This is a genomic window from Propioniciclava soli (assembly GCF_014858005.1).
GTDB lineage: Bacteria > Actinomycetota > Actinomycetes > Propionibacteriales > Propionibacteriaceae > Propioniciclava > Propioniciclava soli.
Genome location: NZ_JACYOT010000007.1, coordinates 32,762 through 58,009, shown reverse-complemented (window position 1 = coordinate 58,009; position 25,248 = coordinate 32,762). Strand labels below are relative to the sequence as shown.

At 71.6% G+C, this 25,248-nt stretch carries 20 protein-coding genes; 8 read left to right on the top strand and 12 right to left on the bottom strand.

The window, feature by feature from the left end; genetic code table 11:
* The first annotated feature begins 3 nt into the window (after positions 1-3).
* Complete coding sequence (locus IFY26_RS09155) at positions 4-1,266, top strand: LssY C-terminal domain-containing protein (RefSeq protein ID WP_232548700.1); 1,263 nt, start codon at positions 4-6, stop codon at positions 1,264-1,266.
* 27 nt (positions 1,267-1,293) lie between these two features.
* Here the strand turns inward: IFY26_RS09155 and IFY26_RS09150 are convergent, their stop codons facing one another.
* From IFY26_RS09150 to IFY26_RS09135, 4 genes are all read right to left on the bottom strand, one after another.
* Positions 1,294-2,763 carry a rhamnulokinase gene (locus tag IFY26_RS09150; protein ID WP_232548699.1) on the bottom strand — a complete coding sequence of 490 codons (1,470 nt, stop codon included), beginning with the start codon at positions 2,761-2,763 and terminating at the stop codon, positions 1,294-1,296.
* Positions 2,764-2,789: 26 nt separating this feature from the next.
* Positions 2,790-3,956, bottom strand: coding sequence for an L-rhamnose isomerase (rhaI, locus tag IFY26_RS09145; RefSeq protein WP_232548698.1), 1,167 nt, complete (start codon positions 3,954-3,956; stop codon positions 2,790-2,792).
* 1 nt (position 3,957) lies between these two features.
* Positions 3,958-4,353 carry an L-rhamnose mutarotase gene (locus IFY26_RS09140; protein ID WP_232548697.1) on the bottom strand — a complete coding sequence of 132 codons (396 nt, stop codon included), beginning with the start codon at positions 4,351-4,353 and terminating at the stop codon, positions 3,958-3,960.
* Between the two features lie 110 nt (positions 4,354-4,463).
* Positions 4,464-6,047, bottom strand: coding sequence for a Na+/H+ antiporter (locus tag IFY26_RS09135; RefSeq protein ID WP_232548696.1), 1,584 nt, complete (start codon positions 6,045-6,047; stop codon positions 4,464-4,466).
* 215 nt (positions 6,048-6,262) lie between these two features.
* Here IFY26_RS09135 and IFY26_RS09130 point away from each other — a divergent pair, with 215 nt between their 5' ends.
* On the top strand, positions 6,263-7,276 hold the full coding sequence (locus IFY26_RS09130) for a LacI family DNA-binding transcriptional regulator (protein ID WP_232548695.1): 1,014 nt from the start codon (positions 6,263-6,265) through the stop codon (positions 7,274-7,276).
* Positions 7,276-8,313 carry an ATP-dependent DNA ligase gene (locus IFY26_RS09125; RefSeq protein WP_232548694.1) on the top strand — a complete coding sequence of 346 codons (1,038 nt, stop codon included), beginning with the start codon at positions 7,276-7,278 and terminating at the stop codon, positions 8,311-8,313. The genes IFY26_RS09130 and IFY26_RS09125 overlap by 1 nt, the downstream gene beginning before the upstream one ends.
* Before the next feature lie 248 nt (positions 8,314-8,561).
* On the opposite strand, the gene IFY26_RS09120 is transcribed toward IFY26_RS09125, so the two are convergent.
* The gene (locus IFY26_RS09120; protein ID WP_232548693.1) at positions 8,562-9,977 is read right to left on the bottom strand and encodes an MFS transporter; all 1,416 of its coding nucleotides are present in this window, start codon (positions 9,975-9,977) and stop codon (positions 8,562-8,564) included.
* 91 nt (positions 9,978-10,068) lie between these two features.
* A complete protein-coding gene (locus tag IFY26_RS09115; RefSeq protein ID WP_232548692.1) occupies positions 10,069-12,558 on the bottom strand; it encodes an alpha-L-rhamnosidase in 2,490 nt (829 codons plus the stop codon).
* Positions 12,559-12,694: 136 nt separating this feature from the next.
* Here IFY26_RS09115 and IFY26_RS09110 point away from each other — a divergent pair, with 136 nt between their 5' ends.
* A complete protein-coding gene (locus IFY26_RS09110) occupies positions 12,695-13,723 on the top strand; it encodes a LacI family DNA-binding transcriptional regulator (RefSeq protein WP_232548691.1) in 1,029 nt (342 codons plus the stop codon).
* A 40-nt stretch (positions 13,724-13,763) separates the two neighbouring features.
* Here IFY26_RS09110 and IFY26_RS18175 read toward each other — a convergent pair whose 3' ends face one another.
* Entirely contained in the window at positions 13,764-15,224 is a 1,461-nt protein-coding gene (locus IFY26_RS18175) for an LCP family protein (protein WP_232548690.1), read from the bottom strand.
* A gap of 88 nt (positions 15,225-15,312) precedes the next feature.
* The gene (locus tag IFY26_RS09100) at positions 15,313-16,260 is read right to left on the bottom strand and encodes an asparaginase (protein WP_232548689.1); all 948 of its coding nucleotides are present in this window, start codon (positions 16,258-16,260) and stop codon (positions 15,313-15,315) included.
* Between the two features lie 90 nt (positions 16,261-16,350).
* On the opposite strand from IFY26_RS09100, the gene IFY26_RS09095 reads away from it, so the two are divergent.
* Entirely contained in the window at positions 16,351-17,025 is a 675-nt protein-coding gene (locus IFY26_RS09095) for an aggregation-promoting factor C-terminal-like domain-containing protein (protein ID WP_232548688.1), read from the top strand.
* Between the two features lie 7 nt (positions 17,026-17,032).
* Here the strand turns inward: IFY26_RS09095 and IFY26_RS09090 are convergent, their stop codons facing one another.
* The 4 genes from IFY26_RS09090 to IFY26_RS09075 all read right to left on the bottom strand — a co-directional run bounded on the left by IFY26_RS09090 (position 17,033) and on the right by IFY26_RS09075 (position 20,390).
* A complete protein-coding gene (locus IFY26_RS09090) occupies positions 17,033-17,911 on the bottom strand; it encodes an amino acid ABC transporter permease (protein WP_232548687.1) in 879 nt (292 codons plus the stop codon).
* On the bottom strand, positions 17,908-18,594 hold the full coding sequence (locus tag IFY26_RS09085; protein WP_232548686.1) for an amino acid ABC transporter permease: 687 nt from the start codon (positions 18,592-18,594) through the stop codon (positions 17,908-17,910). Before IFY26_RS09085 ends, IFY26_RS09090 begins: the two co-directional genes overlap by 4 nt.
* Positions 18,595-18,689: 95 nt before the next feature.
* Positions 18,690-19,550 (bottom strand): glutamate ABC transporter substrate-binding protein, encoded by an 861-nt coding sequence (locus IFY26_RS09080; RefSeq protein WP_232548685.1) that lies wholly within the window; start codon positions 19,548-19,550, stop codon positions 18,690-18,692.
* Positions 19,551-19,631: 81 nt separating this feature from the next.
* Positions 19,632-20,390 (bottom strand): amino acid ABC transporter ATP-binding protein, encoded by a 759-nt coding sequence (locus IFY26_RS09075; RefSeq protein WP_232548684.1) that lies wholly within the window; start codon positions 20,388-20,390, stop codon positions 19,632-19,634.
* Positions 20,391-20,538: 148 nt separating this feature from the next.
* Between IFY26_RS09075 and IFY26_RS09070 the strand changes: the two genes are divergently transcribed.
* The 3 genes from IFY26_RS09070 to IFY26_RS09060 are packed head-to-tail and all read left to right on the top strand — an operon-like array spanning position 20,539 to position 25,246.
* Positions 20,539-21,672: a rhomboid family intramembrane serine protease gene (locus tag IFY26_RS09070; RefSeq protein ID WP_232548683.1), complete on the top strand. Its 1,134-nt coding sequence runs from the start codon at positions 20,539-20,541 to the stop codon at positions 21,670-21,672.
* Positions 21,673-21,688: 16 nt separating this feature from the next.
* Entirely contained in the window at positions 21,689-22,579 is an 891-nt protein-coding gene (locus IFY26_RS09065) for a DUF4031 domain-containing protein (RefSeq protein WP_232548682.1), read from the top strand.
* Positions 22,580-22,639: 60 nt separating this feature from the next.
* Entirely contained in the window at positions 22,640-25,246 is a 2,607-nt protein-coding gene (locus tag IFY26_RS09060) for an alpha-amylase family glycosyl hydrolase (RefSeq protein ID WP_232548681.1), read from the top strand.
* The last annotated feature ends 2 nt before the right edge of the window (positions 25,247-25,248 follow it).

Sequence of the window (25,248 nt, the reverse complement as noted above, 5' to 3'; positions counted from 1 at the left end):
CGCGTGTCCGTGCACCGGGTGGTCGACTCGTTCTTCATTGCCGTCGCCATGGTGCTCACCCTGTGGTTCGCAGCGGTCCTGCTCGTGCAGGGCATCTCGCTGTCGTGGTCGCGGCTGCTCTACCTCGTCGTGTTCTGGGCATTGTTGACCTATCTCGCCCTGCCCCGCCTGCACCAGTTCTTCACCCTGCTGTACGTCCCCGAGTACTTCATCGGCCGCACCCGCACTGGCGACGGCCTGCTCGGCGACCCCATCAACCTCGCCCTCAACGGCGACGAGCGCGACATCCACGCGGCCCTGCAGGGCGCCGGCTGGGTGCTGGCCGACGAGATCACCGTCCGGTCCGCGGGGGGCATGATCGCGTCCGCCCTGCTGCGGCGCTCCTATCCCGAAGCGCCGGTGTCGAGCCTGTTCTTGTTCGGCGAGCGCCATGCCTTCGCCTACCAGCAGGAGGTGGACAACACCGTTTCCCAGCGCCACCACGTCCGGTTCTGGCGGACGCCGCCGGGCTGGCTCCTGCCGGGCGGGCGGGGCGTCGAGTGGCTCGCGGCCGGCACCTTCGACCGGTCGGTCGGGCTGTCGATGTTCACCGGCCAGTTCACGCACAAGATCGACGAGAACATCGACCTGGAGCGCGACTACATCGTCAATTCAGTGCGCTACGCCGACCCGGAGGTGGGAATCGACGTCATCCAAGACTTCTCGACCTCCTACCACGCCCGCAACGGCGGCGGCGACCGCATCCGCACCGACGGTGACCTCCCCATCCTCAACGTCCACGGCGCCGAGACCCGCCGCGAGGAGCCGACCCGCCTCCCCGCCCACCGACCCGCCCGCAGCCACGGCGTCCCACCCCTGCCCCTGATCGTGGCACTGACCCTCCTGCTCGGTCAGACCGTCTGGTTCGGAGTCTGGTGGTGGGTGACCGGCGCCGGACGCACCCTGGCCGCCGACGACGAGATCGAACTCGCCGTCAACCTCGCGGCCGTCGCCTTCATGCTGCTGCTCCTCGGCCTCTGCACGCTCATCCTGTTGCGCCGCCGCTGGGCGAAGCTCATCGTGATGAGTTTGATCGCGGTCACCACGGTGAGCGACCTCATCGATGTCAGCGTCGCCCGCGCCAACCTGGATTCGGTGCTCACCAGCTCGGTGGGCGTCCTCGTCCTGCTCTGTCTGAGCGCCGACTCCGTCCGCTCGTGGGTGTCGTTCAAACGCGGCGGCCGGGTCGCCAAACGCGACCGGGAGGTCACCGTCCCGGCGCCGTGACCGCCGGCACCGACCAACGAGCGCCGGTCAGAAACGGCTGCGGGCCTCGTCCCAGCGGTGCGCGGGGATCGGCAGGACGCCGGGCCGATAGCGCCGCACGTCCGAGGACGCGATCGCCACGCGGCGCAGGGCGTCCAGCCCGCCCTCGATGGCGCCGACGGCCCGCGCCTGCACCAGCAGGTTGCCCAGCGCGGTGCCCTCCGCCGGGCCCGCGACGACGGGCAGGCCGGTCGCCTCGGCGGTGAGCTGGCACAGCAGCTGGTTCTGCGATCCGCCCCCGACGATGTGCACGACGTCGACCGCGTGGCCCGACAGCGCGCAGGCCGACCGGATCGCGTCCCGATAGGCCAGCGCCAGCGAATCCAGGATGCACCGCGCCACCGCCCCCGGGTCGGGCCGCAGCGACTGGCCGGTCTCGCGGGCGAGCTGGGTGAGGCGTCCGAGCATGTTGCCCGGCTTGAGCAACCGGGGGTCATCGATGTCGACGACGCAGGCGAGCGCAGGGGCGTCCGCCGCCAGGTCGACGAGCTCGGCCCAGCTGATCTCGATGTCGGCCTCGCGCCAGGTGCGGGCGCACTCCTGGAGCACCCACAGGCCCATGACGTTCTTGAGGTAGCGCACCGTGCCGTCGACGCCGAGCTCGTTGGTGAAATTCGCCGCCGCGCTCTCCGGCGTCAGCACGGGTGCGGCCAGCTCCAGACCCACCAGCGACCATGTGCCCGAGCTGATGTAGGCGAACCGCTCGGTCGTGGCGGGCACGGACACGACCGCGGACGCTGTGTCGTGCGACCCGACCGCCACCACCGGCACCGGCCGGGCCAGCACCCCATCGGCCGTGGGGCCCAGCACCGTCCCCGGTTCCACGAGCGCCGGCAGGACGCGGCTGGCGGGCACCCCGTAGCGGGACTCGAGGTGCGCCAACACCGCTTCGGACCACTGCCGGGCCGCCACGTCGAGCACCGCCGCCGTGGAGGCGAAGGTGACCTCCGACGCGGCCACACTGGTCAGCCCATAATTCAGCAAATCGGGGATGAACAGCAACGTCTCGGTCTCATCCCAGCCCTCAGCACCCGAAGCGGCCAGCTGGAACACCGTGTTGAACTGCTGCACCTGGGCGCCGGTCTCGGCGTAGAGGCGATCGGCCGGGAAGTCGGCGAAGAACCGCTCGGGGACGCCGTCGGTGCGCCCGTCGCGGTAGCACCACGGCTGCTCGAGCAGGCGCCCCTCGGCGTCCAGGCGGCCGTAGTCGACGCCCCACGTGTCGATGCCGACGCTCGCCAGCTCCGGCTCGGCCGCCAGCGCTCGGGCAAACCCCTCCCGCACGGCCGCCGCGAGCTCGTCGAACGCCCAATGGAGCGCGCCGTCGCGCGAGCGGACCGGCCCGTTCTCGAAGCGGTGCATCTCCTCCAGGGTGATCTGGCCGTCCTCCAACCGGCCCAGGATCACCCGCCCGCTGGAGGCGCCGAGATCAGCCGCCGCGAAGGCGTGGTGCGTCATGGTGTCTCCCGTCCGCGAGGGCTGCCTCAGGCGCCCCAGCCCGCCTGCGTGCCGCCGACGCGCTCGGCCGTGATCTTCTCCTGGTAACCGGACGCCGCGTAGGCCGCCATCGGGTCGGCCGACAGGCCCTTCGACTCCCGCCACGCGGCCAGGTCGGCCCGCACATCGGTGGAGAAGGCGTCCATGAAGACGCCGTGCGCGGCCAGCACGTCGTGGTCCTGCTGCGCCTGGCCGAGTGCCTCGCGGTCGACGAGCAGCGCCCGGGCGAGCATCTCCTGCACGTTGAGCACCGAGCGGATCTGGCCGGGCACCTTGAGCTCGAGGTTGTGGCACTGGTCGAGCATGAACACGACGCCGGAGTCGGCGTCCAGCGCACCACCGCGCACGCACTCGTACATGATGCGGAAGAGCTGGAACGGATCCGCCGAACCCACGATCAGGTCGTCGTCGGCGTAGAACCGGCTGTTGAAGTCGAAGCTGCCGAGGCGTCCGAGCCGCAGGAGCTGCATGACGATGAACTCGATGTTCGTGCCCGGCGCGTGGTGGCCGGTGTCGAGGCAGACCCGCGCCTTGTCACCCAGCGCCAGGCACTGGACGAGCGAGGTGCCCCAGTCCGGCACATCGGTGTGGTAGAACGCCGGCTCGAAGAACTTGTACTCCAGCACGAGGCGTTGGTCGTCACCGAGCTGGGCGTAGATCTCGGCGAGCGCCTCGGCCATGTGGTCCTGGCGGGCTCGCAGGTCGTCCTGGCCCGGGTAGTTGGTGCCGTCCGCCAGCCAGATCTTCAGGTCGGTCGAGCCGGTCGCCTTCATCACCTCGATGCAGTCGAGGTGGTGGTCGATCGCGCGGCGCCGGACGCCGGCGTCCGAGTTGGCGAGCGAGCCGAACTTGTACTCGTCATCCTGGAACGTGTTCGAGTTGATCGTGCCGATCTTCACGCCGAGGTCGGCGGCGTGCTGCTTCAGCGCGTCATAGTCGTCGACCTTGTCCCACGGGATGTGCAGGGCGACGGCCGGGGCGAGCCCGGTCAGCTCGTGCACCTTGGCGGCGTCCGCGATCTTCTCCCACGGGTCGCGCGGCGTGCCCGGCGTGCCGAACACGCGGAAGCGGGTGCCGGAGTTGCCGTAGGCCCACGACGGGACCTCGATGGCGAGCTTCTCGAGCTGGGCGAGCTGGTCGGTCGTGAAAGTCATGTCAGGCTCCTGTCCTGGTCGACGTGGTGGCGGGCGGGTAGTTGGCGTGGGTCGGCAGACCGGCGGCGGTGAGTTGTGCGTCGAGGTTGAACACCTCAGACAGGGTGACGAACCCCTCGTCGGGAGGCGCGTCGGCATCGGCGAAGAGGGCGCCCATCTCTGCCTGCCAGGCGGCGTTGACCTCCGTGGCAGCCATCCGGCGCTGCGCCGCGTCCAGGCTGTCGTCCACCTCGACGACGCCAATCAACAGGCCGTCGTCGTCGAGGAAGAGGGAGTAGTCGCGCCAGCCGGTGTCGCGCAGGGCTTCGAGCATGGCGGGCCAGACCGCCGCGTGGGCGTCCTTGTAGGCGTCGAGCAGCGCGGGGTTGACCTGGGAGCGGAAGCAGATGCGGGCCATTCGTCCCCCTTTGGCGTCGTGGCTCATTCCGATGGTTCATTCCATGAAACGATTCATGGGCAGCCTAGGCGATGCGCCTCCCGGTGTCAACCGTCCGCCCATCGTGGCGGTCACTCCACCGCGCCGGAGCCGGTGAGGCGCACCTCCTCCAGATCGAGGCTCGCCTGCACCTGTCTCAGCACGGCGTCGTCGATCGTGCCCTCGTTGCGCAGCCGGACGACCGTGGCGCGCTTGTGCCCGATCACCGCCACGCGCAAGGCCCGGTACTGGCTGTGCGCGTCGGCGACCCGGGTGCGAAACTCCTCGTCCTCGGGGTCGATCTGCTCGAGATGGGTGCGGATCTCGGCGGTGACGTCGTCGATGACCTCGGACGCGATGCCCAGCTCCCGGGCCAGGGACGGCAACGCGTCGAACGCCTCACGGCTGGCGACGCGTCGGGCAAGGGCGAGCTCGTCCTCGGCGGAGGTGTCCTGTGGCAACCGGGCCCACCGCACCACCGCGGGCAGGGCCAGACCCTGGAGCACGATCGAGGTGACCACGACGCCCGCCACCACGAACACGATCATGTCGCGGTGGGGCCAGACGCCCACACCGTCGGCCGCCAGCGGCACCGACAGGGCGACGGCCAGCGACACCGCGCCGCGGAACCCGGCCACCGTGCTGACCACACGGGCGCGATTGGTGGTGCGCAGCGTCCGCTGGTGGGGACGTCGGTCGAGGAACCGGATGAGGTAGGCGCTCGTCACGAGGAAGGCGAACCGCACTGCTGTCATGGCGACGTACACCGCCACCGTCACCAGCATGCCGGTGCCGATGCTGGCTGCGGAGAGTCCCCCCACGGCGATGGGCAATTCCAGCCCGATCAGCACGAACAGAGCGCCGTTGAGCAGAAAGGTGGTCAGGGTGAAGAACGGTGTCGCGTGCTGGCGCGATTGGGCGTTCACCACGAGGGGCGACATCCGCACCCAGAGCAAACCACAGGCGACCACGGCCAGGACCCCGGAGGCCCCCATCTCCTCGGCCACCAGATAGAGGATGAACGGCGTCAGCACGATGAACACGGCGTTGAGCAGCGGATCGGTGAGCCGACGGCGGATCTGGAACAGCAGCCACCCACCCGCCAGCCCCACGGCCAGGCCGCCGAAGAACGAGACGGAGAACAGCACCGTCACGTGCCCGGGCGTGATCGCTTCCTCGTGCGTCGTCAGCGACAGGGCCAGGGCGTAGAGCACCAGCGCGGTGCCGTCGTTGATCAGGGACTCCGACTTCAGGACGCCGGCCGTCCGGCTCGGCAGGTCGCGGCCGAGGGCGGCGACGGCGGTGGCGTCCGTGGGTGCAAGGGCGGCGCCGATGATCCAGGCCGTCTCCCAGGGCAGGCCCAGCAGGTGCGCCACCCAGGCGATGGCGGCGGCGGTCACGACGACGAGCAGGATTCCGGAGAGCAGGATGCCACGGAAGAACCGGCGCAGCAGGCGTCCCGACGAGGTCAGCGCCTCCCAGAACAACAAGATGGGCAGGAAGAGCACCAGGACGGCCTCGGCCGGCAACTCGATGCCGCGCAGCTGGGGCACCAACGCCAGCGCCAACCCGGCCACGACGAGCGTGATCGGGGAGGCGATGCCGGTGCGCCGCGCCACCACGCTCCCGACCAGCAGGGCCACGCCCAGCGCCACCACGATCTGCAGGGCCTCCACGCGTCCCTCCCCTCTCGACGGTGCGCACCGCACCGCCCACATGATGCACCCCGCCGCCCAGGGGTGCCGCGACACGCTCACTTCGGTCTCAAACTCCAGCTCCGAACCGGAGTTCGGGACCGGAGGCAGCGTGTCGGCGCCCCCCTGGTCACGCGCCACCCGCACCCCCGCGTCAGGTACGCTCACCCCAGCTGGATCGGTTCAAGGGAGGCTTCGTGGCTGTCAGCGTGAAGGACGTGGCCGCGCACGCCGGGTTGTCCGTGGGCACGGTGTCGAATGTCCTCAACCGCCCCGAGAAGGTCGCCGAAGCCACGCGCGTCAAGGTGCTGGACGCCATCGCCGAGCTCGGGTTCGTGCGCAACGAGGCCGCCCGGCAGTTGCGCGCCGGCCTGAGCCGCACGGTCGGTCTGCTGGTGCTGAACCCCGCCAACCCCTTCTTCACCGACATCGCCGAGGGCGCCGAGCAGTATGCCGGTGAGCACGCCATCTCGATCCTCACCGGCAGTTCGGCCGAGGATCCCTCCCGCGAGGATCACTACCTCGAGCTGTTCGAGCAACAGCGCGTCCGCGGCATTCTCGTCAGCCCGGTGGGCGACGTCACCGGGCGCCTGACCCGCATGCGCCAGCTGGGCATCGCCGGCGTGCTGGTTGACCGCGACCACACCGGCGGACGCTTCTCGTCGGTCTCGGTCGACGACGTGCTCGGCGGCCAGCTCGCCCTCACCCATCTCGCCGACCTCGGCCACACCCACGTCGGCTTCGTCGGTGGGCCGTCCTCCCTCCCCCAGGTGGCCGACCGGCTCGAAGGCGCCTGCCGCGCCGCGGGTGAGCGCGGCGTGCGCCTGGAGCACCTCGAGGTCAGCTCATTGCACCTGCGGTGTGGACGCGAGGCGGGGCTCCGCCTCTTGGACCGGCCTGCCGCCGAACGCCCCACCGCCCTGTTCGCCGCCAACGACCTCGTTGCCCTCGGCCTGCTGCAGGCGCTGCTCGGCGCCGGCGTCCGCGTGCCGCAGGACATGGCGCTCGTGGGGTACGACGACATCGACTTCGCGGCCGGCGCCGCCGTGCCGCTCACGTCCATCGCGCAGCCCAGCCACGAGATCGGCACGCGCGCCATGGAGTTGTTGTTGGCCGAGTCCGACGATCCGGAGCGCCCCCGCGAACACGTCGTGCTGACGCCCACCCTGGTCGTCCGGCGATCCACGGACGCCGACGCCCCCATCTCCTGATGGCCCTCCCCCTCGCCCTGCCGATCGAGCCGATGCTGGCGCGGTCGGTGCCGAACATCCCGGAGGGCCGCCCCGGAGAATTCGCGTACGAGCCCAAGTGGGACGGCTTCCGTTGCATCGTCGCCCGCGACGGCGACCACGTCGACCTGTGGAGCCGCAGCCGCAAACGCCTCACCGAGTATTTCCCCGACGTGGCGGACGCCGCGCGTCGCCACCTGCCGCCGCAGGTGGTGCTGGACGCCGAGCTGATCGTCCGCACAGGTGCGACGGGGGCGGAGCGTCTCGACTGGGAGGCCCTCAGCCTGCGCATCCACCCCGCCCGGAAGCGGGTGGTCGAGCGGGCCGCGCTGACCCCCGCCGAGCTCGTCTGCTTCGACCTCCTGGCGCTGGCCGACGTCGACCTCACCAGCCTGCCCCAGGCCACCCGCCGCGACGCGCTGGCCCAGGTGGTGGGCGGGATGGCGGACGCCGGCGTCCACCTGAGCCGCACGACGAACGACGCGGCCGAGGCCCGGGCCTGGTTCGAGCGATTCGAGGGCGCCGGGCTGGACGGGGTGGTCGCCAAGCCGACCGCCTCTCCGTACGCCCCGGGCCGTCGAACGATGCTGAAGGTCAAGCACGAGCGCACGGCTGAGGCGGTCGTGATCGGTTACGGCCGCTCACGGTCGGGCCACGGGGTCGGCTCGTTGCACCTCGGGCTGTACACCTCCGGGGTGCTCGTGCCGGTGGGCGGCATCGGCGCGTTGCCGGACGCCGCGCGCGCCCAGTTGGTGGACGCCCTCGCCCCCCTGGTGCTCACCGGATCCGAGGCGGACGCCGCGCCCGCACCGGCGCAGCTGACCCGCGCCGGCGTCCGTGACTTCGTTCCGCTGCGCCCCGAGCTGGTGGTCGAGGTCGCCTTCGACCAGCTTGAGGGAGCCCGGTTCCGCCACGCAGTGACCTTCCGGCGCTGGCGTCCCGACCGCGACCCGGAATCCTGCCTGCTCGACCAGATCGAGCGCGCCCCGGCCTATGACCTGGCCGACGTCCTGGGGTGAGGACGCCGTCGTCAGCCGCAGGTGACCGCTTGAACCCCACTTCGCTCCCCGCCCGTAGCGCTGCCCTTTGTGCTGCGAGAGCATCGCCATGCTCGGGGAGCGAAGTGTCCCAAGCCGGGGAGCAGCGCTACGACAAGGGAGCCCCGCGGCCCCAGGGGAGCGAGGTGTACCCCGCGCGAGACGCCCGTTGGCCGGTCCCACCCGGTGACGGCCGGGCGTCCTCGCTCCTCACCAGTGCCGGGGCGGCGTCACTCCGCTGCGACGGCGGCGGCGTCCGCCCGGGCTGCCGCACGACGCTCCTCCAGCTCGGCAATGACGCCCGGGTAGATCTTCTCCAGGTCGAAGCGCCACAGCAGCAGCCACTGGATCAGCGCCAGCAGTCCGGGGATCCACATCGAGAACGCAAGGATGCCCAGGTAGGCCGGGGTCTCCTGCGCGGGCAGGGACGGGTCGTAGGCGGTGGCCGCCAGGATCCAGCCGATCATCGCCGCGCCCACGCCGGCGCCGATCTTGCCACCGAAGTTGCTGGCGCTGGCATTCAGGCCGGCGAGGTTGTGGCCGAACTTCAGCTCGTTCCATTCCGCGATGAGCGACACCAGCACGATGGTGTTCACCATCATGGCGATGCCACCGAGCCCACCGAGCGCGCCGCCGACGAGCACGACGGTCAGGTTGGCGGGCGCGAGCGAACGGATCACGAACGACACGACCGTGAGCACCAGGCTCCAGCGCAGCACATTGGTGAGGCCGAACCGCTTGTTGAGCGGGCCGATGGCGGCGAAGCCGACAACGTAGGGCAGCAGCCCGACGGTGCCGAGCAGGGCGACGATGTTCTCATCCCCCATCACCCACTTGGCCCAGTAGACACCCGACGCGCCGCCGAGACCCCACACCATGTTGGCGAGCAGACCGAAAATCAGCAGCTTCACCCAGTAGGGGTTGCGCAGCAGGAACAACAGGCCCTCCCGGACCGGGGGCGCCGCCTCCGTCGACGACTCGGCGGCCACCTCGTTGCGCTCGCGGGTGCCGAGGAAGACGATGAGGGACGCCAGCCCCGCGATCACACCGAAGGCGATGCCCAGCTTCTGCCAGGCCGCCTGGTCACCGCCGAGCATGTTGGACAACGGCACGGCGAAGATGGACAGCACCGCCCCTGCCAGGAAACCCGCGATGGCGCGGAACAGCCCCCTGGACCCCCGCTCCTGGGAGCTCTTCGTGGCGTACACCATCAGCACGGCGTAGGGGATGCCGAGCGCGGTCGCCACCACCCCGGTGGCCAAGATGTTCGTGCCCAGCGCCCAGGCGAGCTGAGTGCCGTCCGAGGCGCCGCTCGGCACGGTGAACAGCAGCGGAACCACCACGGCCGCAGGCAGGGCCATCCACAGGAACCAGGGCCGGGCCTTGCCCCAGCGGGTGTTGGTCCGGTCGACCAGCGGGCCCATGACGAGGTCGGTGAACGCGTCGACGATCTTGGCGAGGAAGATCGCCAGGCCCGCGGTGCCGGCCGCCATGCCCACCTTGTCGGTGTAGACGAACACGAGCAGGCCGACAAGGCCGGTGATCGAGTTCATGGCCACCTGAGCGAAGGCGTCGGCCAGGTAGTTGCCCGGCCGCACGGATTTCTCGACGCCCAGGCTGTCGGTGGTGGAACGGATCTTCTTCATTGAGGTTCCTCTCGTGATGCGGCGTGGACGCCGTGCGGATGGGTCGGGCGGCGCGGACCGCCGCGGTGGTTCGGGGTGGGGAGCGGTCGGGTCAGGAGCTGGTTTCGTCGCCGGCGACGGCGGCGCGGAGGGCGTCCTCGAGCCCGGCGGGCACACCGGGGATGAAGCCGAGCAGCCCCGCGAGCGTGACCGACCCGGCCTGCGGGTCGGTCGGGTCGATGGGGATGCCGGGCAGGTAGGTGTCCAGCGCGGCGCGGACGCGCCCCCAGGCATCGGGATCGGCGCCGACGTCGGCCAGGGTGGAATCCATCGACAGCTCGACGGCGGACACCACCGGGATCGCGTAGGTCCAGCTGTGCTCGCCAGCACCGACGTCCAGCACGACGCCCTCCGGGTGGTCGGGCAGCACGACGCGCGCGGTGCAGCCCTCCGGGACGAGCACGTCAACGGTCACGGTGTCGCCCTCGCGCCGCCAACCGGCGGACGCCGGACCGTGCGGCGTCTCGAGCCGCGCCGAGGCGTGGTCGAGCCCCGGCCCGGGCTGCGGCGCGACGTCGAGCGTCCGGTAACCGGCCTCCCCCGGCGCCAGCCCGGCGACAATGCGGTGCAGCCAGTCGGCCACCGCGCCGAGCGCGTAGTGGTTGAACGAGGTCATCCCGGACGGGTTGACCGTGCCGTCGGGCAGCAGGGAATCCCAGCGCTCCCAGATCGTGGTGGCCCCGAGCGTCACGGGGTGCAGCAGCGACGGGCTCTGGGTCGACAGCAGCATGCGATAGGCGGTGTCCACCTGCCCGGCGCGGGTGAGGGCGTCCATCACCAACGGCGTCCCGGCGAAACCGGTGGCGATGCGGAAGCCGTCCTTCGCCACGATCTGCGCCAGGTGGCGTCCCGCCCGCTCGACCTGGTCGGCGTCCAGCAGCTCGAAGCTCAACGCCAGCGCGTACGCCGTGGCCGACTCGTTCACCAGCCGGCCGTGCGCCGTCACGTACTCGGCGCGGAACGCCGCCCGGACGCGCTCGGCCAGTGCCGTGAACGTCGCGGCGTCCGCGTCGCGCCCCAGGACGCCGGCGGTGTCGGCCATGATCCGCGTCATGCGGGCGAAGAACGCCTGGGCGACCAGATGCGGGTCGGTCTTGCCCTCGGTCGGCCGGTCGGCGGGGGCGTCCGGGTCGAGCCAGTCGCCGAACTGGAAGCCGGACGACCACAGGCCGTCGGCGTCCAGCAGCCCCTCGACCTGGCGGATGAACGCCACCATCGAGTCGTACTGGCGCTCCAGGATGGCCGGGTCGCCGTAGGCGCGGTAAAGGGCCCAGGGCAGGCCGACCGCGACGTCGCTCCACAGGGCCGTGGGCGAGGAGTCGTAGGCGAAGCAGTCCGGCACGACCCACGGGACGAAGCCGCGGTCGGCCTGCTCGGCGGCGAGGTCGTCCAGCCACGAGCCGAGGACACCGCGGACGTCGTACAAGAACGCGGCGGTGGGGGCGAAGGCGTGGATGTCGCCGGTCCAGCCCAGGCGTTCGTCGCGCTGAGGGCAGTCGGTGGGCAGGCCGACGAAGTTGTCGCGCATGCTCCACACCACGTTGCTGTGGAAGCGGTTGAGGAGATCGCTGGACGACGTGAAGTGGCCGAGGCGCGGCATGTCGCTGTGGACGACGCGGGCGGTCAGGTCGGACGCCGCCAGCTCACCCGGCCAGCCCTCCACCTCCACGTAGCGGAAGCCGTGGTAGGTGAACCGGGGCTCCCACTCCTCCACCCCGCCGCCGCGCAGCGTGTAGCTGTCGGTGGCGCGGGCCGAGCGCAGCGGAGCGTAGGCGGGCTCGCCGTGCTCGAGCACCTCCGCGTGCCGCAGCGTGATCGTGGTGCCCCGCGGGCCCTCGACCCGCAGCCGCACCCACCCGGAGATGTTCTGCCCGACGTCGACGACCGTGCGCCCGGACGGCGAGGTGGTGATCGCCACGGGTGCCAGGTTCTCGACCACGCGGATCGGTTCGAACGTGCGGGGCACGAGCCGGCCGAGGTCCACGGGGACGCGCTCGGCCGGGGCCCAGGTTCCGTCCTCGTACCCTGGTTCGCACCAACCGGTCAGCTCGCGCCTCGCGTCGTAGACCTCACCGTCGTAGATGCTGTCGGCGAGGAGAGGGCCCTCGCGGGTGACGCGGAAGTCGTCGGAGAGGACGCGCACCGTGCGGTCGGCGTAGGTGAGCTCCAGCTCGGCGAACACCGCGGCGCGGTCGGCGAACAGGTTGAACTTGCTGCCGGGGGCATCCCAGTCGGCGAGGCGTCCGCGCGCCCAGCCCTGGCCGACGACGGCGCCCAGCACGTTCTCACCGGTGTGGATGCGATCGGTCACGTCATGGGTGCTGACGACGATCCGGTGGCGGTAGGACGTCCAGCCGGGGGCGAGCACCTCGTCACCGACCCGGGCGCCGTTGAGCCAGGGTTCGACCACACCGAGAGCGGTGACGGCCAGGGTGGCGCGGATCGGGGCCTCGTCCACCACGAAGGCGAGGCGGAACCATGCCGCGGGGTCATCCGGGGCAGACGTGCCGGCCGGAGCAACAAAGGATGCGTGCCACATCATCGGGACTTCCTCACTAGAGCGTGCTAGTTGAATCGATGAAAAGGTAACACGGCAAACTAGCGCGTGCAAGTGGGCGAAGGCAGAATGGGGGGCGGGAGCGGCCAACCGGTTGCACACCCCGCGTGAAAGGACCCCCATGGCTCGCCGCATCACCGCCCGCGACATCGCCGACGAGGTCGGCGTCTCCCGGGCCACCGTCGGCTTCGTCTTGAACCGGACGCCGGGCCAGTCGATCTCACCCGATGTGCAGGACCGGGTGCGGGCCACCGCGGAGCGCCTGGGCTACCGGCCCCACCGGGGCGCGCAAACCCTGGCCCGCGGCGCCAGCCACGTGGTGCTCTACCGCCTCCCGGACTGGCCGATGGGCCACGCGATGCGGCTCCACCTGGCCGAGTTCACCCGCCTGCTCGGTGAGGCGGGCTACGCCGTCGTCACCGAGACCATCACCGCAGCACCCGCCGTGCGGCCGCTGTGGGAGGTGGTCGACCCGGACGCGGTCGTCCAGCCCGTCCCGCTCTCCGAGGAGGAGTCGCGCGCGTTGGCCACCCTGACCATCACCCGGGTGGTCGCACCGACGGCCGCGGTCGACGAGGCGGCCTACGGGTTGGTCGAGGGAACGCGCCACCAGGTGCGTCACCTGACCGGGCTCGGCCACCGCCGGCTGGCGTTCGCACGGCCCGGCGACCCGCGGCTGGCCGGCCTGGCCGGGCTTCGTGCGACGGCGGCGCAGCAGGAGGCCCGCGACGCCGGCTGCGGCGAGCTGGTGGTGGTGGACACCCCGGCGTCGGCGACGGAGGCGGTGGCGGCCCTGGCCGAGGTGACGGACGCCGGCGCCACGGGCGTCGTGGCCTACGACGACGATGTGGCCGCCGCGCTGATCGGGGCGGCGGCGCTGGCGGGGGTGGCCGTGCCGGCCGAGCTCTCGGTCGTCGGGCACGACAACGCGCCCCTGTGCGACCTCGTCGTCCCGGCGCTCACGTCGGTCTGGATCGACCACCGCGACCTCGGACGCCGCACGGCCGAGGCGGTGCTCTCCCTGCTGACCGATCGGGACGCGCCGACGCGGGAACCCATCGTGACCCACCTCGCCGAGCGCTGCTCCACGGCTCCGATGCCCCCCAAGCCCTCATCGCCCCCAGCGCCGCCCCGGGACGCCGGCGCCTGAGGTCTGGCCCCAAGCCACGAGAGCAGCGCGGCCTTGCGGGTCAGGCGAACGACTCCACGGACTGCCCGGCCTGCATGGCGGCGAACATCTCCTTGGCGCGCGCCTCGTCCCACAACACGCTCGACCCCGCGGACGTGTGCGCGTTGGCATTCCCCACCGGAACCGACAGTTGGACGCCGTCGCCGCCGGCGATGCGGACGGCGGCGGTCCGCAACCCAGCGAGTTGGCCGATGCCGGTGTCGCGGCCGACCGTGACCGACTGCGACAGCGCCCGGTTGACCCCCCACCAGCGCCAGGGCAGCAGCACGGTGGCGGGCGACACGGTCTTCTTCGCCAGGGCACCGAGCATCTCGCGCTGCCGTTCGGCGCGGCCGAGGTCGCCGCGCGGATCGGCCTTGCGCATGCGCACGTAACCGAGCGCCGTCACCCCGTCCATCTGCTGGCAGCCGGCGGGGATGTCGAGGTTCGAGTCCCGGTCGTTGATGGCCTCGGCCGGGCACATCTCGATGCCGCCCACGGCGTCCACGGCGTTCACGAAGCCACCGAAGCCGATCTCCGCGTACCCATCGACCTGCACGCCGGTGCTCTGCTCGATCGTCGCCACGAGCAGTTCGGGCCCTCCCAGGGAGTAGGCCGCGTTGATCTTGTTCTTGCCGTGCCCGGGGATGGTCACGAAGCTGTCGCGCGGCACTGAGATGAGCGCCGCCCGGCCGTCGCGCGGCAGGTACAGCATCATGATCGTGTCGGTCCGCTGCCCGGCATCGTTGCCCGTGCCGAGGCGGTTCTGCTCCTCCTCGCTGAGGCCGGCCCGCGAGTCCGACCCGGCCAGCACGAACACCTGCCCCGGCTGGGAGGCCGGCCGTTCCCCCTCGGGAGTCGCATCCACGCGCGGCATGAACGGCCACGTCACCAGCGGGATGCCCAGGAGGTAGGCGAGCACGACGGCCACGATCGTCACCCCCACGCGTCGCCGACTCCCCCGGCGCACGCGGCCCCGCGACGCCGCCGCGGTCATCGAGCCGCCGGTCGCCATCGGACGCGAACCCTGCGGCGGGCCCGGCGGGCGACCCGGGATGCCGGGTGGACGCCCACCCGCGCCGGTCGGTCGCCCGGCCGGCCCGGCGGTGCCCCGCGAGCCGTGGTGCGCCACGGGCGTCGGTGTTCCGTACCGGGTGTCGCCGCTGCGCCCCGCTTGCGGGGCCCTCCCCCGCCCGTCGCCGAGAACGGCCGGCGCGTCGACCTCCTGCTCGTACGCGTTCGGCGCGTATGGCCTCGGGGCGCGCACGGGCGGTGAGTCCGAGTTCAGGCCGTACGGGTCCTGCGCAAAGGGATCCTGAGCATAGGGATCCTGCGCAGTGGGGTTGCGCCCCCCATCGAAGGACGCGCGCTGCGACGGAGCCCGGTCGCGGCCGCCGTCGTCGCGCCGGCGGGTCGCCTCGGCGTCGCCGTCGGCATAGCGGCCGCGGCGGTAGAGCCAGTCCTCGTCGTCGTTTCGCGTCACCCGTCCACCGTACGGGCCCCACCCGCCCTCACCATCGAACCGCGGTCGGAATTCACGTCCGTGCCGCCCGACCGCGGGGGCACCCGGCTCAGAACCCGACGGCGCGCACCTCGCCGACCCGCTCGCCGTGCCCCAGCACGGGCACGAGGCCGAGCGCGTCGCAGGCCGACGCGTCCTCGCCGAGGCTCCGCAGCACGGCGGCCGCCACGGTGCGTCCGGCCCGGAACCCGTCCCCGACCTTCACGGCCACGCCGCGTCCGTCCGGCAACCCCACGGCGAAGACGCCCTCGGCACCCTCCTTGGCGATCACGCCGGGCGCCGCCCGCATCAGCTCGGTGTCCGGGCGTCCGTCGCCGCCCACGAAGGCGGGGTGCGCGCGCATCGCGTCCGCCACCTGCCGCTCCGGGCCGCCCGTCGCCGCAGCGAGACGCCCGAACGCCCTCGCCAACCCCGCGAACGCGAACCCGTGCAGCGGCGCCCCGCAGCCGTCCACGGCTGTGACCGAGACCTTCTCGCCGGTCAGGTCCTCGACCGTGGTGACGATGAGGCGCTGCACGGGGTGCGCCACCCCGAGGTAGTCGGCCGTCGGCCACCCCGCCGCCACGCAGGCCGCGAGCATGCCGGCGTGTTTGCCCGAGCAGTTCTGGGCCAGCGACTCCTTGCCGCGCCCGGCCACCAGCCACGCGGCCCGGCTCGCCTCGCCCAGAGGCAGGTCGGGGGTGTTCTGCAGGTCGGCCACCCCCAGGCCGGACGCCGCCAGCATCGCCTCGACGCCGGCCAGGTGCGCCGGCTCGCCGGAGTGGGACGCGCACGCGAGCGCCAGGTGCTCCCCGGCCAACGGGGCGCCGGCCCGCAGCATGCCGAGGGCCTGCCCCGGCTTGAGCGACGAGCGGGGCAGCACGGTCGTCGCGGGGTTGCCCACGGCCCGGATCACCGCACCGTCGGCGTCCGTCACCACCGCGATGCCGTGGTGCACCGACTCGACGAAACCGTTCCGGACCACTTCCGCCACCACGGGCGCCTCGCGCAGACTCACGGGCAGATTGTGGCACCTCGGCCCCACCCGTGCGGCGGCAACAACCTTCCTTAATTTTTCCTGAGGACTCTCACCTGCCACTCTGGAGGTGTGAAGCGTGGAATCCAGACCCTGTTGCTCTCGACCGGCGCCGTGTGCGTCGCCCTGGGCGGCATCACCACCCTCACCGCGGCCCCGGCGGGTGCGACCAACCCGGTGCCCGCCGTGGCGACGACCGCTCAGGCGGACGCGACGGCGTCCGAGCTGGTGGACAGCCGACTGGCCGGAGAGCTCGCGTCCCGCAGCAGCGACCGCACCGACCCGGCCGCGGCCGCCGACGCGCGCAGCGCCCAGCTCACCGCCACCGCGCAGGCCATCGCCGATCGCGAGGCCGCGATCGAGGCCGAGCGCCAGGCCGAGATCGACCGCCAGGCCGCGGAGCGGGCGGCGTTCATCGCGACGCAGGGTTACACCCCCGAGACGACGGAGCCGAAGGAGATCGCCCGCCAGATCGCGGCCAACTCCTACGGCTGGGGTGAGGACCAGTTCACCTGCTACAACAACATCATCATGCGCGAGTCGATGTGGGACACCTTCGCCGACAACCCGACCTCCAGCGCCTACGGCATCCCGCAGGCCCTGCCCGGCAGCAAGATGGCCAGCGAGGGTGCGGACTGGGAGACCAACCCGGCCACCCAGATCAAGTGGGGTCTGAAGTACGTCAAGGAGCGCTTCGGCACCCCCTGCAGCGCGTGGTCGTTCAAGCAGGCCAACGGCTGGTACTGAGACCCGCTCAGCGCACGGCGGGGGTCTCGTCGCCCGTCAGCACAGCGCCACCTTCGGCCACGTGCAGCACGTGCCCGGCCTGGCGCGTCGAGAGCCAGGCCTCGAGCCGGTGGGCCAGCGTGGCCAGCGCCCAGTTGATGAGCACGAAGATCACGCCGGCGACGAAGAACGCCACGATGATGTTGCCGTAGTTCGCCGCCAGGTTCTGTGAGCGCTGCAGCAGCTCGGCGTAGACGATCAGGTAGCCGAGCGCGGTGTCCTTCAACACCACGATCAGCTGGCTGACCAGGGCCGGCAGCATCGCCCGGATCGCCTGCGGCAGCAGGATCGAGCGCAGCGTCTGGCCGGGCGTGAGCCCGACGGCCAGGCCGGCCTCGGTCTGCCCCTTCGGCAGCGCGTGGACGCCGGAGCGCACCAGCTCGGCGATCACGGCGCCGTTGTACAGCGTCAGCCCGACGACGACGCCGGCCAACGAGGCCGCCTGGCCGCGCAGCACGCCGGAGTAGATGAAGGCGTAGTACGCGAACACCATCATCATCAGCACGGGCACGGCGCGGAAGAACTCCACGAGCACGCCGGACGCCGCGCGCACCACCGGCTGCGCGGCGAGGCGTCCCACCCCGAGCAGCAGGCCGACCACGAGCGAGGTCACGACCGAGATCGCCGCGGCGGTGAGCGTGGCCTGCAGGCCGGGCAGGAGGTAGGCGGTCCAGGTCACGGGGTCGATGAACGGACGCCACATCGCCCACCGCAGCTCGTTGCGGAGCAGGTAGACGGCGCCGGCCACGAGGGCGGCGATCAGCAGGACGCCGACGACGGCCAGCACGCGGTGCCGCGCCCGGGCCCGGGGGCCGGGGAGGTCGAACAGCAGGTTCTGGGCGCTCATCGCAGCACCGCCGCCCGCTTGGACCACCAGGTGAAGAACATGCCGAGCGGCAGGGTGAGGATGACGAAGCCGGTCACCATGATCACGAAGATCGGCACGATCAGGTCGGAGTAGAACTCGATCATCGACTTCATCAGGGCCGCCGCCTCGGTCACCGAGATGGTGGCGACGACGGTGGTGTTCTTGCACAGGGCGATGAGCGTGCTGCCCAGCGGCGCGATGGCGCCGCGGAACGCCTGCGGCAGGATCACCTCGCGCAGCGATTGCCCGAAGCCCAGCCCGAGGGCGCGCGCCGCCTCGGCCTGGCCGAGCGGCACCGTGTTGATGCCCGAGCGCAGCGCCTCGGCGACCAGCGAGGAGTGGTACACCGCGATGGCGACCACCCCCATCGCAAAGTGCTGGTCGAGCAGGGTCGCCGGCGGCTCGGGGAGCAGCCGGATGTTCATCTTGATGAGCACTCCGAACGCGAAGAAGAACGCGATCAGCGTGAGCGGCGTATAGAGGATGACGTTGGTCCACAGGGCCGCAGCCCTGCTGAACACCGCCACCGGCGACACCCGCATGACGGCCACGATCGTGCCGAGCACCAGCGCCCCGATGGCACCGTAGACCGTGAGCTGGATGGTCGTCCAGAACGCCGCCAGCACGTTGTAGTCGCTGAGCATCTGCATCAGGCGCTCCACGGGCGTCGCCTCCTATCGCGAACCGGGGGTGGAAGGGACCGAACCGGCCGCACCCGGTCTCGAGGGGCGGGGCGGCCGGTCGGCCGAACCGAGGGTCAGGCGCAGTCCTCGTCCACGCTGGGCGGGTTGCGGTCGTCCGGCTCGAACCCGGAGCGTCCGACGGTCTCGTCCAGGGCGGTCTGCCACGCCCCGTCCTCGATCATCTTCTCCAGCGCGGCGTTGACGGCCTCGCACCGCTCGGTCTCCCCCTTCGGCACGCCGACGCCGTAGCGCTCGGTGCTGAACGGGTTGCCGACGACGCGGAACTTGCCCTCCCACTGCGGCTGCGCCGCGTAGCCGGCGAGAATGACGTTGTCGGTGGTGAGGGCGTCCACGGCCCCGGAGTCCAGCGCGGAGACGCACAGCGAGTAGGTGTCGTACTCGATCAGCTCGACGTCCGGGTGCTCCTTCTTGACGTTCTCCGCCGGGGTGGAGCCCGCGACCGAGCACAGCCGCTTGCCGGTGAGGGTCTCCGGGCCGGTGATGGAGGTGTCGTCGGCGCGCACCAGCAGGTCTTGGCCCGCAATGAAGTACGGCCCGGCGAAGCTGATGCGCTCCTTGCGGGTGTCGGTGATCGAGTACGTGGCGAAGATCAGGTCGACCTGGTCGCCCTCCAGCATGGTCTCGCGCTGCGGCGAGGGCGCCTGGATGAACTCGATCTGGTCCTCGGGGTAGCCCAGCTCCCCGGCGACGTACGTGGCGACCTCGACGTCGAAACCGGTGAAGTTCGTGCCCTCCTGCAGGCCCAGCCCGGGCTGGTCGTACTTGATGCCGATGCGGATCGGGCCGGACGGGGCCGCGTCGCCCCCGGCCGTCGTGTCCGTGCCGGGTGCGGCCGCGCTGCCGCCACAGGCCGACAGGGTCAGGGCGAAGGCGGCCGCGCTGGCGGCCAGTGCCCAGGTGGTGGATCGGGTCATGGTCGGTCCTCTCTCAGGGGTGTGTCGTCGGGAGTGCGGGGCCGGACGCCGGCGGCGTCCGGGGCTGGGGGACGCCGGGCGTCAATGGGTGAGGATCTTGCTCAGGAAGTCCCGGGCACGGGTCGATTGCGGGCGGGTGAAGAACGATTCGGGGTCGGCCTCCTCGACGATCTGCCCGTCGGACATGAACACGACCCGGTCGGCGGCCTTGCGGGCGAACCCCATCTCGTGGGTGACGACGATCATGGTCATGCCGCGCTGGGCCAGGCCGACCATGACGTCCAGCACCTCGTTGACCATCTCGGGGTCGAGCGCCGAGGTGGGCTCGTCGAACAGCATGACCATCGGGTCCATCGCCAGGGCCCGGGCGATGGCGACACGCTGCTGCTGCCCCCCGGAGAGCTGGGCGGGGTACTTCGCGGCCTGGTTCGCCACCCCGACGCGCTCCAACAGCTCCATGCCGCGCTTCTTCGCGTCCTCGGTGCCGGACTTCTTGACCTTCACCGGCCCGAGGGTCACGTTCTCCAGCACGGTCTTGTGGGCGAACAGGTTGAACGACTGGAACACCATGCCCACCCGCGACCGTAGCCGGGCGAGCTCCCTGCCCTCCTCGGGCAGCACCTCACCCGCCACCTTGATCGTGCCGGAGTTGATGCCCTCGAGCCGGTTGATCGTGCGGCACAGCGTCGACTTGCCCGAGCCCGAGGGTCCGATCACGACGACCACCTCACCGGCACGGACGGTGAGGTTGATGTCGTTGAGCACGTGGAGATCGCCGAAGAACTTGTCGACGTGCTCCATCTCCACGACCGGCTGGGCAGCGGCAGGCGAGTCGGTCATGGGCGGCACCCTAGCGAGGCCGGGTGCACGGTGAGGTCGCGGAACGGTTACTTTCTGGTTGCAGCTACTTTCTGGTGGCAGCCGCCCGCCGGCTCCCCCGTGGTCGGTGGGACGCCCCTTCTAAGCTGGCGGGCAGGAGGTGGTTCTCGTGACCGACCCGAACCAGCGACCCGACGAGTGGCTCGCGCCGGACGCCGGCGCCGCGCAGCCCTCCTTCCCCAACTCCGCCACGCCGCCGCCCACCCCCGGTCACGCTCCGCAGCCCCAGCAGCCCTACCCCCCGGGCGCGCCGCAGCCGCCCTACCCGCAGGCGCAGCCCTACCCGCCGGCGCAGCCGTACCCGCCCCAGCCGTACCCGTTGGCGCCCCAGCAGGCCGGGATGAACGTCGTCTCCTGTTACCGCCACCCCGGCGTCCCGGCCGGAGTCGGCTGCCGGCGGTGTGGGCGTCCGATCTGCGGTGCCTGCATGGTGGAGGCCCCCGTGGGGCACCAGTGCCCCGAGTGCGTGGCCCGCGGCACCGCCGAGACGCGGCAGGCGACGCTGCCCTACGGCGGACGCCGCTCGGCCGATCCGACGCGCACGAGCATCGTGCTCATCGGGGTCAACGTGCTGGTCTGGGTCGTCGGATTCCTCACCGGCGGCGTCCGGAGCCCCCTGTTCAGCACCCTGTCGCTCTCTCCGACCAGCATCTGCCTGGCGGGCAACAGTTACTACCCGGGGTTCGACCGGGCGGCATGCGCGGCCTCGGGCGCCACCTACGTGCCGGGCGTCTCCGGCGGCGCGTGGTGGCAGCTGCTCACCAGCGCCTTCGTGCACGTGGACCTGATGCACATCGCCTTCAACATGCTGGCGCTGTGGTTCCTCGGCCCGAGCCTGGAGCGGGCGCTGGGTCGCGGCCGGTTCCTCGCGCTGTATCTCCTGGCAGCGCTGAGCGGCTCGGTGTTCGTGCTGTTCCTCTCCGATCCGCTCTCGCAGACGGCGGGGGCGTCCGGGGCCATCTTCGGCCTGCTCGGCGCGCTGCTGGTGCTGGCCGTCCGGGCGGGCGGCGACGTCCGCAGCCTGCTGATGTGGCTCGGTCTCAACGTGGCGATCACCGTCTTCGGCGCTTCCTGGATCTCGTGGCAGGGTCACCTCGGCGGGTTCGTGGGTGGCGCGGTGGTCGCGCTGCTGCTGATCGCGTTGCGGGGCCGCGGCCGCGAGCGGCTCCAGATCGGGGCGCTCGCCGGCCTGGGCGTGCTGCTGGGTGCCGCCACGCTCGTGTGGCAGCTCACGCTGGCCTGAGCGGCCCGGACTCCCCGTGATCTGGATCGACCCGCCCCGCTGGCCGGCGCACGGCACGCTGTTCTGCCACGTCGTGTCGGACGCCTCGCTGCCTGAGCTGCACCTGTTCGCCCGCCGGGCGGGGCTCCACCCGGGCGCCTTCGACCACGACCACTACGACGCCCCCGCCGAGCGCCACGCCGCCCTGGTGGACGCCGGCGCCACCCCGGTCGACTCCCGCGAGCTCCTGCGCCGCCTGGTCGCCGGCGGGCTGCGCGTCCGGCCCGCCCAGAAGGGCCCCCGCCGGGCCGCGGCGGCGGCGTCCGCCCGTCGCCACTGGGACGCCGACCCACCTGCGACGGCGGGCGTCCGCGACGCGCTGCTCACCCGTTGGGGCGAGCCCCACCGGCGCTACCACGACGTGCGTCACCTGGCCCAGTGCCTACACGCGCTGGACGCCCTCGGCGCGACCGACCCCCGGGTGCGGCTGGCCGCCTGGTTCCACGACGCCGTGTACGAGGGAAGGGCCGGCGAGGACGAGCGGGCTTCCGCCGCGTTGGCCGGCGCATTGCTGGCGCCGCACCTGCCCGTGGCCGACGTGGCCGAGGTGCAACGGCTGGTGCTGCTCACAGCGACCCACGACCCCGACCCCGGCGATGTCCGCGGCGCCGCGCTCGTGGACGCCGACCTCTCCGTCCTCGCGTTGCCCACCGCCCGCTACCACGTGTACGCGCGCGACGTGCGGCAGGAGTACGCCGCCGTGGCCGAACCGACGTTCGTGGCGGGCCGCACGGCCGTCCTGCAAGGACTGTTGGCCCTCGACCCGCTCTACCGCTCGGCGTCCGCCCAGGCCTGGGCGGACGCCGCCACGGCGAACCTCTCCGCCGAGCTCGACCACCTGCGGACCCACCGCGTGCCCCTGGTGTGACCGTTCCGCCCGGCGGGCCGTCTTGGCCTGACTTGGTCGAACATGGCACTCTGGGCCGACGTGAGCCCTGCACCCCGTGCCGTCCAAGAATCCCGCTGGAGCGAGGCCGAGTGGCCCCTCGGCGCCCTCCTGCGCCGCAGCGAGGGCACCACGACGTTCGCCGTCGCCGCACCGCGCGCCACCCGCGTGCAGCTGGAGTTCTACCCCGAGGCCGTGGGTGCGGACGCCCACGCGACGTTCGCCATGGGCCAGGGGGCGGACGGCCTCTGGCGCGCGGAGGTGGACGGCGCCCGGCACGGCACCCTCTACGGCTTCCGCGTCTGGGGTGAGAACTGGACCTTCGACGAGGCCTGGACCCCCGGCTCCACCGCCGGTTTCGTCTCCGACCGGGACGAGGAGCTGAACCACTTCAACCCCAACAAGGTGCTGTTCGACCCCTACGCGCGCGAGGTCACGCACAACACCATGAGCGCCCGGGTCGAGGAGGCCGGCGGCGACCGCGGCGTGTTCGGTTCGGGCCCGGTGGAATGGCGGGGCCGCCCGGGACGCGAGGTGGACACGGCGCGCTACGCGCCGAAGGGCGTGGTGATCGAGGATGACACCAGCATCGGCGTCCACCCCCGCCACCCGGAGGAGGACAACGCGATCTACGAGGCGCACGTCAAGAACCTGACGATGCACCCCAGCTCGGCCAAGCTCGGTGACCTCCTGGCCGGCGTGCCCGGGTTTGCCGGCCTGCCCAACATCCCCGACGAGCTGCGCGGCACCTACGCCGGCGCGGCCCTCATGGCGCCCTACCTCAAGGCGCTCGGGCTCACGGTCATCGAGCTGCTGCCCGTCCACGAGACCGACTCCGACCAGGTGGGCGACCAGAACGGCACCACCAACCACTGGGGCTACCAGACCCTGGCCTTCTTCGCGCCCAACCGCGACTACGCCCACGACAAGTCCTTGGGCGGCCCCACCCGCGAGTTCAAGCAGATGGTGCTGGCCTTCCACGAGGCGGGGATCGAGGTGTTCCTCGACGTGGTGTACAACCACTCCGCCGAGGGTGGCAACTGGAACGGCGAGCTGGACGCCGCCGGCTTCACCACGCTGGGGGGCTTCGCCACCACCGAGTACTACGTGTTGACCTCGGACGGCGGCCTCATCGACGGCGCGACCGGCACGTCCAACCAGATGAACTTCAGCTCCACGATCACCTGCAACCTCGTGCTCGACTCGCTGGTGCACTGGCACGACACCATGGGCGTGGACGGCTTCCGGTTCGACCTCGCGCCCGTCCTCGGACGCCGCCCCGAGTCCGCGCAGGCCGAGGACTGGGTGGCCCAACGCCGCTTCTTTTCCAACCACCCGCTGTTGGACGACGTCGCCCGGCTCGCCGCCGAGAACGAGTTCGAGGTCATCGCGGAGGCGTGGGACCTGTGGGGTTACGAGGTCGGCAACTTCCCCTCCGGTTGGGGCGAGTGGAACGGGCGGTTCCGCGACGCGATGCGCGCCTACTGCAAGGGCGACGCCAACACCGACGACTTCATGGCGTTCTTCAACGGCGACTACCTGCACTTCAACAGCAACGACGGCCCGCAGAAGTCGGTCAACTTCGTCACCGCGCACGACGGTTTCACCATGTTCGACCTGGTGGCCTACAACGAGAAGAACAATGACCAGCCGTTCCCGTTCGGGCCCTCCGACGGTGGCTCGGACAACAACCTGTCGTGGGATTCGGGCGGCGACCTGGCCCTGCGCCGGACGCGGTGGCGCAACTTCTGGCTCCTGACGTTGCTGGCGCGCGGCGTCCCCATGGTGGTCTCGGGCGACGAGTACGGCCGCTCGCAGAACGGCAACAACAACCCGTGGTCGCTCAACACGGTCGGGATCTGGAACAACTGGGCCCAGGCCGCCTCGAACGCGCCGATGCGCGTCCCGGTCGACCCGCGTGACCCCGAGCTGACCGGCTACAACCACGCCATGGGCATCACGGACGCCCCCGAGGGCGTCAACCCGCTGCTGGTGTTCGCGCGCTTCGTGGCGCACCTGCGGCAGTCGCAGGAGACGTTCCGGCAACGGACCTGGGGCGACACCGAGCGGGGTGGCGAGAACGTCGCCTACGTGTATTTCAGCACCGACCTGAACGATCCGCCCTCGCCGGGCGACCGTCAGATCGCCGTCGCCATCGACTCCGGCGCGACGAACGGTGACGACTTCTGGGTGCTCATCAACATGTACGACCAGCCCGCCCGGTTCGACCTGGCGGAGTGGACCGAGGACGAGGACACCCAGCACGACTGGTACCGCATCATCGACACGGCGCCGTGGGCGGAGTCCGAGTTCAACTGCTGGTCGCAGGAGGACGCCCTCCACGTCACGGGCGAGTACACGGTCGAACCGTGGTCGATCGTCGTGCTCGAAGCCCGCCCGACCAGGGTGCCCGATCCCGTGCCCGGCAACCTGTGGGGTCGCGGCGGCGGTCTGCAGATGGACCGCTGGGGCATCCCCTACCTGCGGGGCCGGTTCGGCGAGGTGCTGGACCGCATCCGGCGCGGCGCCGACCGTCCGGCCCCGGTGGCGGAGGGCCCGACCGGACAGATCAGCGCCGACGGCACGCCCTCGGGCAAGCCCGCCGCCCCGGTGGCCGACGTGCCTACCGACGACGACCAAGGCAGCTGAGG